The 13,536-nt window shown below is 72.5% G+C and carries 12 protein-coding genes; 7 read left to right on the top strand and 5 right to left on the bottom strand.

Features of this window, described 5'->3' with window-relative positions; translation table 11 throughout:
• Positions 1-29 precede the first annotated feature (29 nt).
• Together ACFY1S_RS02060 and ACFY1S_RS02055 are read left to right on the top strand one after the other, a co-directional pair.
• Complete coding sequence (locus ACFY1S_RS02060; protein WP_387111800.1) at positions 30-941, top strand: cyclase family protein; 912 nt, start codon at positions 30-32, stop codon at positions 939-941.
• Positions 942-1,049: 108 nt separating this feature from the next.
• Complete coding sequence (locus tag ACFY1S_RS02055) at positions 1,050-1,970, top strand: helix-turn-helix domain-containing protein (protein WP_387111797.1); 921 nt, start codon at positions 1,050-1,052, stop codon at positions 1,968-1,970.
• A 280-nt stretch (positions 1,971-2,250) separates the two neighbouring features.
• Here ACFY1S_RS02055 and ACFY1S_RS02050 read toward each other — a convergent pair whose 3' ends face one another.
• A complete protein-coding gene (locus tag ACFY1S_RS02050) occupies positions 2,251-3,291 on the bottom strand; it encodes a S66 peptidase family protein (RefSeq protein ID WP_387111795.1) in 1,041 nt (346 codons plus the stop codon).
• Positions 3,292-3,361: 70 nt separating this feature from the next.
• On the opposite strand from ACFY1S_RS02050, the gene ACFY1S_RS02045 reads away from it, so the two are divergent.
• A complete protein-coding gene (locus tag ACFY1S_RS02045) occupies positions 3,362-4,390 on the top strand; it encodes a hypothetical protein (RefSeq protein WP_387111792.1) in 1,029 nt (342 codons plus the stop codon).
• Between the two features lie 128 nt (positions 4,391-4,518).
• Positions 4,519-7,305, top strand: a complete 2,787-nt coding sequence (ppc, locus tag ACFY1S_RS02040) for a phosphoenolpyruvate carboxylase (protein ID WP_387111789.1) — start codon at positions 4,519-4,521, stop codon at positions 7,303-7,305.
• A 70-nt stretch (positions 7,306-7,375) separates the two neighbouring features.
• Here the strand turns inward: ppc and ACFY1S_RS02035 are convergent, their stop codons facing one another.
• Positions 7,376-8,194: a hypothetical protein gene (locus ACFY1S_RS02035; RefSeq protein ID WP_387111786.1), complete on the bottom strand. Its 819-nt coding sequence runs from the start codon at positions 8,192-8,194 to the stop codon at positions 7,376-7,378.
• 54 nt (positions 8,195-8,248) lie between these two features.
• Between ACFY1S_RS02035 and ACFY1S_RS02030 the strand changes: the two genes are divergently transcribed.
• Entirely contained in the window at positions 8,249-9,427 is a 1,179-nt protein-coding gene (locus ACFY1S_RS02030; RefSeq protein ID WP_387111783.1) for a DNA recombination protein RmuC, read from the top strand.
• Position 9,428: 1 nt separating this feature from the next.
• Here the strand turns inward: ACFY1S_RS02030 and ACFY1S_RS02025 are convergent, their stop codons facing one another.
• Both ACFY1S_RS02025 and ACFY1S_RS02020 read right to left on the bottom strand, forming a co-directional pair.
• The gene (locus ACFY1S_RS02025; RefSeq protein ID WP_387111780.1) at positions 9,429-9,866 is read right to left on the bottom strand and encodes a hypothetical protein; all 438 of its coding nucleotides are present in this window, start codon (positions 9,864-9,866) and stop codon (positions 9,429-9,431) included.
• Between the two features lie 37 nt (positions 9,867-9,903).
• Positions 9,904-10,884, bottom strand: coding sequence for a 4-hydroxy-3-methylbut-2-enyl diphosphate reductase (locus ACFY1S_RS02020; protein ID WP_387111778.1), 981 nt, complete (start codon positions 10,882-10,884; stop codon positions 9,904-9,906).
• A gap of 132 nt (positions 10,885-11,016) precedes the next feature.
• Here ACFY1S_RS02020 and xseA point away from each other — a divergent pair, with 132 nt between their 5' ends.
• Together xseA and ACFY1S_RS02010 are read left to right on the top strand one after the other, a co-directional pair.
• Positions 11,017-12,231, top strand: a complete 1,215-nt coding sequence (xseA, locus tag ACFY1S_RS02015; protein ID WP_387111775.1) for an exodeoxyribonuclease VII large subunit — start codon at positions 11,017-11,019, stop codon at positions 12,229-12,231.
• A gap of 46 nt (positions 12,232-12,277) precedes the next feature.
• Entirely contained in the window at positions 12,278-12,499 is a 222-nt protein-coding gene (locus tag ACFY1S_RS02010) for an exodeoxyribonuclease VII small subunit (RefSeq protein WP_364368042.1), read from the top strand.
• Between the two features lie 42 nt (positions 12,500-12,541).
• On the opposite strand, the gene ACFY1S_RS02005 is transcribed toward ACFY1S_RS02010, so the two are convergent.
• On the bottom strand, positions 12,542-13,393 hold the full coding sequence (locus tag ACFY1S_RS02005; protein ID WP_387111771.1) for a hypothetical protein: 852 nt from the start codon (positions 13,391-13,393) through the stop codon (positions 12,542-12,544).
• Positions 13,394-13,536: the final 143 nt, after the last annotated feature.

The following is a 13,536-nucleotide window of genomic DNA, read 5'->3' as shown; positions in this document are numbered from 1 at the left end:
GGGCGGGGGGTCGTGATCGGGTTTGGGGCATGGGTAGTCAGTGGCGGGTGCAGTTCGACGCGGAGGTGAGCTTCGCGAACGGCGGCGGGTTGCGCACCGAGGGGTTCCGGCTGGACATCCAGGGTCGGGAGATCAGTGACGAGGATCTGGCCGCGCTCTTCGTGCGGCACCTCGGGCTGCTGATGGTCTCCGACGTACGGATCAGCGCCAAGACGATCATCGAGGAGCCACACAAGGGGGGCCGGGGCGTGGCCGGGGTGCCCGGCACCGGCCGCCGGCTCGTCGAGCTGAGCCACGTGATCAGCGACGGGATGGTGACGCTGCCCGGCTGGACGGCGCCCCGGATCAGCGACTGGTTGACCTTCGCGGACTCCCGGGCGAACTACGCCCCGGGCACCGAGTTCCACGTGGCCCGGATCGACCTGATCGCCAACACCGGTACGTACCTCGACACTCCGGCCCACCGGTGGGCCGGCGGCGACGATCTGACCGGGATGCCGCTGGACCGGATCGCCGATCTGCCCGGGGTGGTGGTCCGGGTCCCCGCGGGCGCCCGGGCGGTGGACCGGCTGATGCTGGCGCCGTACGAGGTGGCGGGGCACGCGGTGCTGCTGCACACGGGGTGGGATGCGCACTTCGGGACCGAGCGGTACGCCGCGCCGGAGGCGCCGCATCTCACCGGGGAGGCTGCCCGGGCACTTGCCGACGCCGGTGCCGCCCTGGTCGGGATCGACTCGATCAACATCGACGACATGGGCCCGGCGGCCGGTGGCGAACGCCCCGCGCACAGTACGTTGCTGGCCGCCGGCATCCCGATCGTGGAGCATCTGACCGGCCTGGACGCGCTGCCGCCGAGCGGCTTCCGGTTCACGGCGGCTCCGCCGATGGTGGCCGGCATGGGCACCTTCCCGGTTCGCGCCTTCGCCGTGGTCGACGGCTGACGCCGCGAGGCCGGTCCGCAGAACGTGGGGGTGGACCGGGGGCGGGCGAGCCGACACCATCGGGGGAGGGCGAAAGATCGCCATGCCGGTCGTGAGCCAGGGGGGACGATGCCCGCAGAAGGCACCGGGAGTGACCCGCGCCGCCGCACCACTCCGGCGCGATGGCGGGTGCTGGGGCACCCGGACGGAATGTTGATCTATCAGGTGCACTGCATCGTCGAAAACCACGGCTGGACGGAGACCGTCGCCGAGGACCGCCACAAGATCGTGCTGGGCCGCTCCGGGGCGTACCGGCGTCGGCTCAACGGACGGGTCGGGCTCTCCGACGCCACCTCGGTCCTTGTGACCCGGCCCGGCGACGAGATGTCGGTGGCGCACCCGTTCGGCTGCGGCGACTCGTACACCTGCCTGGAGATCGATCCGGCGGTGCTGGCGGAACGCAAGGACGCCGAGCGCTGGTTGGACCAACGTGGCTGGGCCGGCACCTCGGACGCCGCGCTGGACCTGGCGCACCGCCTGCTGGTGGCGGAGTTCCGGCGCGGGCTGGACGGGTTCGAGATGGCCGAACGGCTGCAACGGTTCCTGGCCCGTCTGCTGCACCACAGCGCCCTCAGCTCGGACGACGCGGGCGCAGAGGTGGAGCGTGCGGTACGGCGACGACCGGCGACACTGGCCGCGCACCGGCGGCTCGCCGACCGGGCCCGGGAGGTGCTGGCCAACTCCGGCTTCACGATGAGTCTGGACGAGGTGGCACGCGAGGTGGGCAGCTCACCGCACCACCTGAGTCGGGTGTTCCAGCGCATGACGGGCAGCAGCCTGACCGCCTACCGGAACCGGCTACGGGTGCGGGAGGTGCTGAACACGCTCGCCGAGCCGGACGGGCGCCCGCTCGGCGCGCTCGCCACCGAGTACGGCTTCGCCGACCAGGCACACCTGACCCGGGTGGTCCGCGAGCAGGTAGGTCATCCACCGGCCCGACTGCGCCGGCTGCTCACCGCCGGCGGTGACGACGCGAGCGGAAGTGCCTGACCGGCCGCACCGCAGAACCACGACGGGCGGAACGATCGCGTGGAGGTGCCGCACGTGGGTGTACGGCACCTCCACGGGCGCGCGCCGAGGCGGCCCGCCAAGGTCCGGTCGGGCGTCGGACCTCCCCGAACAGGTCCGCGTGCCGCGCTCCGCCAGCCGTCGCTGATGGCTCCCGGACCGACACGGACCATCCTGCCGACGCGCGCCCACCCCGGTCTTGAACAAAATTGCTCACTCACCACAGCCGGCGCCGGGACGGGACAGCCCGAGCCGGCACCGGTCAGTAGCGCACCGCGATCCGGTGGTCGACGGCGTCGACCCGGATCTCCCCTCCGTACGGGATGATCAGCTGCGGGTCGGTGTGGCCGAGGTCGACGTCGAAGACCACCACGGCGTCCGGGTTGTAGGTGGCGAGCGCACGGGTGATCGCGTCGCGTTGGGCCTCGCCCCACGCGAGCCGTTCCGGCACCGAGTGCGGCTTGTCGAAGTCCCACGCCTTGGGTCGGCCCACGACGACGGCCGGGAAGGCGGCGAGCAGTCCGCGTTCCCCCATGTTCCGCACGATCCGGAACACCTCCCGGGCGCCGGGCAGTTCGTTCGAGGTCTCGAAGACCAGTACGGATCCGGTCAGCTCGTCGGCGGTCGGCACCCGGTCGGTGGCCATCAGCCAGTGCAGGATCTCCAGGCAGCCGCCCCAGGTGCGTCCCTGCACCACCCGCGCCGGCCCCTGCCAGCGCCAGCCCGAGCCGGGCAGCATCTCCGGTTCGTACGCCAGCGCCTCGGGCTCGTGCCACGGGTTCGGCCGGTCTCCCCAGAGCGGCGCGGGGGTCAGGTCGAACCAGCCGGTGGTGAACAGCGCGGCGCGCAGCGAGTCGAAGGTCAGCGGGTGCGGCGCGCCCGGGCGGCCGAGGTGCACCAGCACCGAACCGCCGTGGTACGCCACGATCCCCAGCCGGTACAGGTGGTTGAGCACGTTCGTGTTGTCGGAGTAGCCGAAGTAGGGCTTCGGGTTGGCCCGCAGCACGTCGTCGTCGAGGTGCGGGGTGACCGTGATCAGGTCGTCTCCGCCGACGGTGGCGAGCACTGCGGTGATGCCCGGGTCGGCGAAGGCGGCGGTCAGGTCACGGGCCCGGTCGCGCGGGTCCGCTCCCGCAGCGCGGGTGGTCGGGTACTCGACGGGCTCCAGGCCGAACTCCTCGCGCAGCCGGCGCAGCCCCAACTCGTACACGTGGGGGAAGACGGCCGGTAGGCCGGCGGAGGGCGAGACGACCGCGACCCGGTCGCCCGGCCGTGGTTTCGGCGGGTAACTCAGCGACACCATGCTCAGAAGCTAGCCGCCCGGCCAAACGGTTTCCCCCGGCGGAACCCCAACCGGCACATAGGCTGACAAGGTGGATCAGACGCCGCACGGTGGATCCCGCGACTGGGCGCCGCGCAGCGTCGGGCTGCTCCTCGGCACCCTCGCGCTGGCCACCGCGTTCATCGCTGCCTACGTGGGGGCGCTGCACCAACCCACACCCCGGGACCTGCCGGTCGGCGTCGCCGCCGGCGACCAGCTCGCCGAGGCGACGCTCGCCGCGGTGCGCGACCAGAGCACAATCATCAAACCCATCGGGTACGACGACCCGGACGCCGCCGAGCACGGCCTACTCAGCCGCTCGGTGTACGCGGTGCTCAGCAGCCGGGACAGCGGTCTGCTCCTCACCGTCGCCAGCGCGTCCGGCCCCTCCGCGACAAGCGCGATCCGTGAGGTGCTGACCACCGCTGCGGCCCGCTCCAACACGCCGCTCGAGGTCGTCGACGAGGTGCCGGTCCCCTCGGCCGACCCGCGCGGAGTGGTGCCCTTCTACCTGAACGTCGGGTTCGTGCTCGGCGGGTACCTCGCCTCCACAGTGCTCGGCATCTCCGCCGGCACCACCCCGCGTACGGCGCGTCGGGCCGGGCTACGGATCGCCGCGCTCGCGGTCTACAGCGCGCTGCTCGGCATCGCCGGCGCGCTCGTGGTCGGCCCCGGCCTGGACATCTGGCACCACGACGTACCGACAATCGCCGCCATCGGCGCGCTCGCCGTCTTCGCCGCCGCGATGCTCGCCAGCGCCATCCAGGGGTGGCTCGGCGTCGCCGGCACCGCGCTCGTCATCCTGCTGCTCGTCGTGCTCGGCAATCCCGGCTCGGGCGGCATCTACGCGCCGGAGTTCCTGCCCACGCTCCTGCGCGGCATGCACAAGTGGAACATCCCCGGACTCGCCAACGACCTCACCAAGGCGGCTGTGTACTTCGACTGGCGGTCGGCGGGCTGGCCGGCGGCGGCGCTCGCCCTCTGGGCGCTCCTCGGCGCTGCCGGACTGGTCACCGCCAGCCTGGTCCGCGGCCGGCGGGCCGGCGCCTCCCACCCCGCCCCGAGGCGGGACGGTGGTTGAGATCACGTCGGAATCGGCCCTTCCGGGACGGTAGATCTGGCGGGCCCTCTCCTGTCATCCGGGTCGGCACGGATACGATCCAGGAAGTCGGACAGCGCTGTCCTTCGTACCAACGTAAGGAGCGCATCGTGACCGACCAGCACGACCACGACGGCCCGGACGCCGCGCTGCGCGCCGACATCCGCCGGCTCGGCACCCTGCTCGGGCAGACCCTGGCCCGCCAGGAGGGCCGCCCGCTGCTCGACCTCGTCGAGGAGATCCGCGCCCAGGTCCGCAGCGACGCCCCGGCTGCCGCCCAGCGGCTCGGCGGGCTGGACGTGACCACAGGCACCAAGCTCGCGCGGGCCTTCTCCACCTACTTCCACCTGGCCAACATCACCGAGCAGGTGCACCGCGCCCGCGACCTGCGCCGCCGCCGCGCGGTACAGGGCGGCTGGCTGGACCAGGCCGCCAAGATGATTGCCGAGCGCGGCGTACCGGCCGAGGAGATCGCCAACGCCGCCCGCCGGCTGGCCGTCCGACCGGTCTTCACCGCGCATCCCACCGAGGCGGCCCGCCGCTCGATCCTGTCCAAGTTGCGGGCCATCGCCGACGAGTTGGACACCGAAACCGCGAACGCGATCCTCTACGGCGCCAGCGACGAGGGTCCGGCGAACCGCCGCCTCGCCGAGCTGCTCGACCTGATGTGGCAGACCGACGAGCTGCGGCTGGACCGACCGGACCCGACCGACGAGGCACGCAACGCCATCTACTACCTGCGCGACCTGTACGCCGAGGCCGCCCCGCAGGTGCTCGACGACCTGGCCGACACGCTGCGGACGCTCGGCGTGGAGACCTCGCCGACGGCCCGCCCGCTGAGCTTCGGCACCTGGATCGGCGGCGACCGGGACGGCAACCCGTTCGTCACCCCGGCTGTCACCCGCGAGGTGCTGACCATCCAGCACGAGCACGGCATCGCGGCCACCGAGAAGGCGATGGACCACCTGATCAACGAGGTGTCCGTCTCCCGCCGGCTGCGCGGGGTGTCGCTCGACCTCTCCGCCAGTCTCGCCGCCGACCTGGACGCGCTGCCCGAGGTGGCGCAACGCTTCCGCCGGGTCAACGCCGAGGAGCCGTACCGGCTCAAGGCCCGCTGCGTGAAGGCGAAGCTGGCCAACACCCGGCAGCGGCTGCGCATGGGCACCGCGCACGTCCCGGGACGGGACTACCGCGGTTCCGCCGAGCTGGTCGCCGACCTGGAGCTGCTGCGCGCCTCGCTGGCCCGCAACTCCGGGCAGCTCACCGCCGTCGGCCGGCTGGCCTCCACCATCCGTACGGTGTCCGCGTTCGGCCTGCACCTGGCCACCATGGACGTCCGGGAGCACGCCGAGGCGCACCACGCGGTGCTCGCCCAGCTGTACGAGGCGGTCGGCGAGGTCGGCGACTACCCGGCGCTGACCCGGCTGGAACGCACCAAGCTGCTCGCCGACGAGCTGACCGGCCGCCGGCCGCTGTCCACCCTGGACACTCCGCTCACCGAGGCGACGCGCAAGACGTTCGACGTGTTCAGCACGATCCGTGAGGCACAGGACCGGTTCGGCAGCGAGGTCATCGAGTCGTACATCATCTCGATGACCCTGGGCGTGGACGACGTGCTTGCCGCCGTGGTGCTGGCCCGCGAGGCCGGCCTGGTGGACGTGCACAGCGGACGGGCCCGGATCGGCTTCGTGCCCCTGCTGGAGACCCCCGCCGAGCTGAACGCCGGAGGGGAACTCCTCGACGAGCTGCTGTCCCTGCCCGCGTACCGGTCGCTGGTGGCGGCCCGGGGTGACGTGCAGGAGGTCATGCTCGGCTACTCGGACTCCAACAAGGAGGCCGGGATCACCACCAGCCAGTGGTCGATCCACCGGGCACAGCGCGCGCTGCGGGACGTGGCCGCCCGGCACGGTGTGCACCTGCGGCTGTTCCACGGCCGGGGCGGCACGGTGGGGCGTGGCGGCGGGCCGACGCACGAGGCGATCCTCGCCCAGCCGTACGGCACGCTCGACGGCGCGATCAAGGTGACCGAGCAGGGCGAGGTGATCTCCGACAAGTACACGCTGCCCTCGCTGGCCCGGGAGAACCTCGAACTCACCCTCGCCGCGGTGCTCCAGGCGACGCTGCTGCACACCGCACCCCGGCAGCCGGCCGAGATGCTGGAACGCTGGGACGCGACGATGGACGTGGTGTCCGAGTCGGCATTCCGGTCGTACCGATCGCTGGTGGAGGATCCGGACCTGCCTGCGTACTTCTGGGCGTCCACGCCCACCGAGCTGCTCGGCGCGCTGAACATCGGCTCCCGGCCGGCGAAGCGCCCGAACACCGGCGCGGGGCTGTCCGGCCTGCGGGCCATCCCGTGGGTGTTCGGCTGGACGCAGACCCGGCAGATCGTGCCGGGCTGGTTCGGCGTCGGCTCCGGTCTGGCCGCCGCCCGCGAGGCCGGGCTGGCCGACGTACTGGCCGAGATGCACCGCAACTGGCACTTCTTCCGCACGTTCCTGTCGAACGTCGAGATGATGCTGACCAAGACCGACCTGAGCATCGCCCGCCGGTACGTCGAGACGCTGGTCCCGAAGAAGCTGCACCCGATCTTCGAGCAGATCGAGCGGGAGTACGAGCTGACCAAGCGGGAGGTGCTGGCGGTGACCGCCTCCCCCGCCCTGCTGGAGAACTCGCCAGTGCTCCAGCGCACCCTCGCGGTCCGCGACACCTACCTGGAGCCGCTGCACCACCTCCAGGTGGCGTTGCTGCGGCAGTACCGCGACTCGGGTGCCGCCGGCCGGGCGGTGGCCACCGCGCCGGGCGGCCGGCGCGCGCCGAGCGACGGCACCGCCCTGGAACGCGCGCTGCTGACCACCGTGAACGGCATCGCCGCCGGTATGCGCAACACCGGCTGACCTGTCGGTACGACGAAACAGGCCCCGGTCACCACGACCGGGGCCTGTTTCGCATGTCATTCACCGACTGTCAGAAGTCGCCCCCGCCGAAGTCACCGCCGCCGAAGTCGCCCCCACCGAAGCCTCCGCCGAAGTCACCGCCGGCGTAGTCGCCGCCACCGAAGTCACCGCCGGCGTCGCCGCCCTGGTCACCGCCGAAGTCCTGGTCGCCGCCGTCCCCGCCCTGGTCGGCTCCGTCGCCGAAGCCCTCCTGGTAGCCCTCCTCGTACCCGTACCCCGGGTCGGCGAAGGCAGGCGAGAACAGCGCGTCGGCGATCAGGATGCCGCCCAGTACACCGGCGCCCGCGCCAAGCGCCGTCTTCCACCACGGCGTCGAATACCAGCCGGCCGGCACCGGCCGGCCCTGGTAGCGCCCACCCGGGTAGTAGTAGGGCGTTTCCCGGCCCGGCTGCGGACCGGCCCGGAAGGTCTGGCCCTGCACGTCGACCGTGCGCTCCTTGGTGAGCTGCCCGACACCACGCGCGGCGGCGAGCGTCGGCAGCTCGGGCCCGGGGTCGATGCCCATCGCGGTACGCGCCGCCCGGATGTACGCCAGCCCCTCCAGCGCGGTCTCGCGGGCCAGCGCGAACTGGTGCGGCGTGGACGCCTGCTCCAGCTGCGAACCCGCCGCGTTGTACCGCTCACCGGCGTCGGCGAGCGCCTGCCGGACGGCCGGCTCCTCGCCCTGGAGGTTCATCAACTGGCCGCCGAGGCGCTCGTACCAGCGGTGCGCCTCCGCGCGGGCGTCGCCCAGCTCGGTGCGTCGACGGGCGGTGGCCTGAGCGCGGATGAGCGCCGCGGCGCCCAGCGCGCCGACCAGCACAACCGCGAGGCAGAGCACAAGTTCCATGTCAACGAACGTACCCCCGGGTGTCACGTCGTACCCGTCTGGCAAGCTCCGGTGATGGACGTCTCGACGCTGCTGCTGGTGATCGTGTGCCTCGGCGTCGGCGGTGCGGTGGGTTGGCTCGCGGCCCGGTCCCGGTCGGTGGCCGACATCGCCCGCCTCGACGCCACCCTGGCCGCCACCCGTGAGGGCGAGGGGCGGCTGGAGCAGTCCATGCGGGCGTTGAGCTACGAGGCCACCGCGCAGTCCCAGGAAGCGGTGGCCCGGGCGGTCGCCCCGCTGCACGAGACCCTGCGGCGCTACGAGCAGCGGGTGGCCGAGCTGGAGCACGACCGGGTCGACGCGTACGCCGAGCTGCGGGAGCAGGTGCGCTCGATGAGCGCGGTCTCCGGCGAGCTGCGTACGGAGACCAAACAGCTGGTGGCGGCGCTGCGCGCGCCGCAGGTGCGAGGCCGGTGGGGTGAGCACCAGCTACGCCGGATCGTCGAGGCGGCGGGCATGCTTGAGCACTGCGACTTCTCCGAGCAGGTCACGGCCGCCACCGACGAGCAGGTCGTCCGCCCGGATCTCGTGGTCCGGCTGCACGGCGGGCGGTCGGTGGTGGTGGACGCGAAGGCGCCCTTCGACGCGTACCTGACGGCGATGGAGGCCCGCGACGAGCGCGGCCGGGACACCCACCTCGACGCGCACGCCCGGCACCTGCGCGGGCACGTGGACGCCCTGGCCGCTAAGTCGTACTGGTCGGCGTTCGACAACTCACCGGAGTTCGTGGTGCTGTTCGTGCCCGCCGACCCGTTCCTCGACGTCGCGTTGCAGCGTGACCCGTCGCTGCTGGAGCACGCCTTCGCCCGCAACGTTGTCCTCGCCACGCCGGCCACCCTTGTCGCACTGCTCCGCACTGTTGCCTACTCGTGGCGCCAGGAGGCGCTGGCCCGCAACGCGCTGGCGGTGCACACCCTGGCCCGGGAGCTGTACGGCCGGTTGTCCACGCTCGGCGACCACGTGGGCAAGCTCGGGTCGTCGCTGGCCGGGGCGGTGACCGCGTACAACCGGGCGGTCGGGTCGCTGGAGGCCCGGGTGCTTGTCAGCGCCCGCAAGCTCGCCGAGCTGGGTGTCTCGGACGAGGAGTTGGCCACGCCTGCGCAGGTCGAGTTGACGCCCCGGCAACCGCAGGCACCCGAGCTTGTCGACGCGGCCGACGACGGGGTGGCGGCCGGCGAGACCACCCGTCCCTGAGTCAGCCGGGCTGGGCGTTCTCCACCTGGAACGGGGTGCCCTGCTGGCAGGTGGTCATCACGCCCGCCTCCACCCGACCGGTGACGGTGACCTTCGCGCCGGCGCGCAGCACGTCCCGGGGGCCGCCCAGCAGCAGGTAGCCGTCGAGCAGCACGCAGTTCGGCTCCACCCCGGCGGTGACCGTGCCGGTGAGCGTGGTCGCGCCCACCGGCGGCGGCAGCGTGGGGCCACCGGGCTTCGGGCGTCCGGGCGGGGTCGGCGTGGTGGTCACGCCCGGGCCGGGGGTCGCCGGCACGGCCGTGGACGGCGACGGCTCCGGACTGGGCTGGCCGGTCGCCGACGCGCTCGGGCCGGGCGTGGTGGGGTCGTTCGTTTCGCCGCAGGCGGCAAGTGCCGCGCACAGCACGATTGCGGGTACGGCGAGCCGAGGGATCCTCATACCCGTATCCGACGTGCCGCGTCGCCGAGCCGTTCCCTCAGCCGCGCGCCGCGGCGGCGGCGGCCTTCATGTCCCGCTTGAGCTCCTGCGGCAGCGAGAAGGTGAGCCGCTCGTTGGCGGTGGTGATCTCTTCCACGTCGCCGAAGCCGCGCGCCGCGAGGTGGGCCAGCACGTCCTTGACCAGGTCCTCCGGGACGCTCGCGCCGGAGGTCAGGCCGACCGTGGTGGCGCCCTCCAGCCAGGCGTCGTCGATCTCGTGGGCGAAGTCGATCAGGTGACCGGCGCGGGCGCCGGCGTCCAGGGCGACCTCGACCAGGCGGACAGAGTTCGAGGAGTTCGTCGAGCCGACGACGAGCACCACGTCACAGTCGGCGGCGATCTCCTTGACCACGTGCTGCCGGTTGGAGGTGGCGTAGCAGATGTCGTCGCTGGGCGGCGACTGGAGCAGGGGCAGCCGCTGCTTGAGCCGGGCCACCGTCTCCAGCGTCTCGTCCACCGAGAGCGTGGTCTGGGAGAGCCAGACCACCTTCTCCGGGTCGCGGACGGTGATCTTGTCGGCGTCGTCCGGGCCGTCCACCAGCTGGATGTGCGCGGGAGCCTCACCGGCGGTGCCGATGACCTCCTCGTGCCCCTCGTGGCCGATCAGCAGGATGTCGTAGTCCTCGGCGGCGAACCGCTTCGCCTCCTGGTGCACCTTTGTGACGAGCGGGCAGGTCGCGTCGATCGCCTTCAGCGAACGCGCCTTGGCCTGCTCGTACACCTCCGGTGCCACGCCGTGGGCGGAGAAGATGACAGTGGCGCCCTCGGGCACCTCCTCGTTCTCCTCCACGAAGATCGCACCCTGGGCCTCCAGGGTCTGCACGACGTGCTTGTTGTGCACGATCTGCTTGCGGACGTAGATCGGGGCGCCGTAGAGCTTCAGCGCCTCCTCGACGGTCTGCACGGCGCGGTCGACACCTGCGCAGTAGCCGCGGGGCTTGGCCAGGAGCACGCGCTTGCCGGTCCGGAGATCAGTCACCCGTCCATCCTACGTGCCGCCTCGCACCCCCCTCCGCGTTGATCATGAAGTTGTTGCTCCGACGCGCCAGCCCGGAGGGGCGACAACTTCATGATCGACGGGCCAGGGTGGGGTGGGTCGTAGGGTGGGCGGGTGACTGAGGGGGCGCGGAGCAGCGCTGAGGAGCCGTGGCCGGTTCGGGTGGTCAGCCAGAAGGTGGGCGCCTGGATCGCCAAGCTGGGCTGGGTCTGGGTGGACGGGCAGGTGGCGCAGATCAGCCGCCGGCCGGGTGCCAGCACCGTCTTTCTCACCCTGCGTGACCCGTCGGCCGACCTGAGCCTCACCGTCACCACCAACCGGGACGTACTCGACATCGGTGCGCCTGAGCTGCGTGAGGGCGCCCGGGTGGTGCTGCACGCCAAGCCTGAGTTCTACGCCGCCCGGGGCACGCTGAGCCTGCGCGCCGACGAGATCCGCCAGGTGGGCCTGGGTGAGCTGCTGGCCCGGTTGGAGAAGCTCAAGAAGCTGCTCGCCGCCGAGGGGCTCTTCGACCGGGCCCGCAAGCGCCGGCTGCCGTTCCTGCCCGGCCGGGTCGGGCTGATCACCGGGCGCGCCTCGGCTGCCGAACGGGACGTGCTGACCAACGCCAGGCGTCGCTGGCCGGCGGTGGAGTTCCGGACGGTGAACGTGGCGGTGCAGGGCCCGTCCGCCGTTCCGCAGATCGTCGACGCGCTCAAGGTGCTGGACGCCGACCCGACCATCGATGTGATCATCATCGCCCGGGGCGGCGGCGGCATCGAGGACCTGCTGCCCTTCTCCGACGAGGCGCTGTGCCGGGCGGTGTTCGGCTGCCGTACGCCGGTGGTCAGCGCCATCGGCCACGAGACGGACGCGCCGCTGATCGACTACGTGGCCGACGTCCGGGCTTCCACCCCCACCGACGCGGCCAAGCGTGTGGTGCCCGACCTCACCGAGGAGGTACGCCTCATCGGCCAGGCCCGGCACCGGCTGCACCGGGCGGTGCGCAACCTGGTCGACCGGGAGGCCCACCGGCTCGACAGTCTGCGGTCCCGGCCGGTGCTGGCCCGACCCCAGGTGATGGTCGAGCAGCGGACGACCGACCTGGCCGCGCTGCGCCAACGGGCCGGACGCTGCCTGGACCACCGGCTGGCCGGTGCCGAGGACGAGCTGCGGCACACCCTGGCCCGGCTGCGCGCACTGTCCCCCGCCGCCACCCTCGACCGGGGGTACGCGATCGTGCAGCGCGCCGACGGCCACGTGGTGCGCGCGGCGACCGAGGTCGGTAAGGGCGACCCGCTGCGGGTACGACTGGCCGACGGCGAACTGGCCGCCACGGTCGACGGCTGAGTGGTGGGCGCGATGAGACCAACGCGGTGTGCTGAGATGGGACGCGATGACTGACGACACGAAGGCGGGGCCGGACGAGCGGCTCAGCTACGAGCAGGCCCGCGCCGAGCTGGCGTCGGTGGTCGAGCGGCTGGAGGCCGGCGGCACGTCCCTGGAGGAGTCGCTGGCGCTCTGGGAGCGCGGTGAGGCCCTGGCGGTGATCTGTCAGCGCTGGCTTGACGGCGCCCGGGCGCGGATCGACTCCGCCCGGCAGGAGCAGGCCTCCTGAGCGTCGGGTGGGATGGCCGGAGCCACCCCACCCGTACGAGCGTCAGTTGAACAGGCTGTACAGCTCGGCCGGCGCCTCGACGACCTGGTCCGCCGGCGGCTTCTGCGCGGCGGTGGCGGTGCCGTAGTCGGAGTACGTCATCTTGATCTCCTGGGCGGCGGTCTGCCCGGCGGCCGGGAGCTGCAACACCAGCTCGCTGAGCCGGCCCTGCGGGTCCACCTTCGCGGTGAACGGGACGGTCTTCGCCTGGGTGCCCAGCGCGGCGATCGTGGCGGCGTTCAGCGAGCCGGCCTCGGCGGCCTTGGTGACGTCGATGGTGCCCGCGTACGTGCCGGTGCCGGTGCTGCGTACCTCGGTGATGCCCTGGGTCAGCACGGCGCTGCCGGCCGGGTCGACCTTGTCGAAGTCGAAGCCGAGGTTGCGGTTGCCCTTGATGCGGGCCTGGTCGAGGTGCTGGTACTTGCCCAGGTTGAGCTGCTTGATGGCGGGCAGGCTGTTGGCGGTGGGGCCGGTCAGCTCCAGCTTGACCCAGCTGTCCGGCTTGAAGTGGATCACGTCGAGCTTCATCGCCAGGTCGGACGAGGGGCCGCCGATGGCGATCTTCATGGCCGCGCTCTGGCTCGGCTGGTGCACCTGCCCCTCGGCGGTGGAGCCGGCGGCGGTGAGGGTGAACCGGAAGTTGCCGTTGCTGATCTCCTTGGTGGAGTCGAGCAGCGCCTGCTTGGCATCACCCGCCACCGGTGCTCCGCCGGACGGGCTCGCCGAGCCGGACGCGCTCACGGTCGGGGACGCCGTCGATCCGGCGGTGCCGGTGCCGCCGCTCGCGCAGGCGGCCAGGGCGGGCGTGAACAGGGCGGCGGCTACCAGGCCTGCGCCGAGTCGTCGAACAGTCATGCGTGTCTCCCAAGAGGGTCACCCGACGACCTGAACGGCGCCGGAAACCGGGCGACGCAGCAGCACCGTCGGCTGCGCCGCGCGACCCGGGCCGAGCAACGTGCCCAGGGTCACCCCCTCTCTGTTCCCTGCCGGCCCGTCGG

Source organism: Micromonospora sp. NPDC000663 (assembly GCF_042898105.1).
Classification (GTDB): domain Bacteria; phylum Actinomycetota; class Actinomycetes; order Mycobacteriales; family Micromonosporaceae; genus Micromonospora.
Note: the sequence above shows the minus strand (reverse complement) of the source record. Positions and strands in the feature narration are given on the sequence as shown.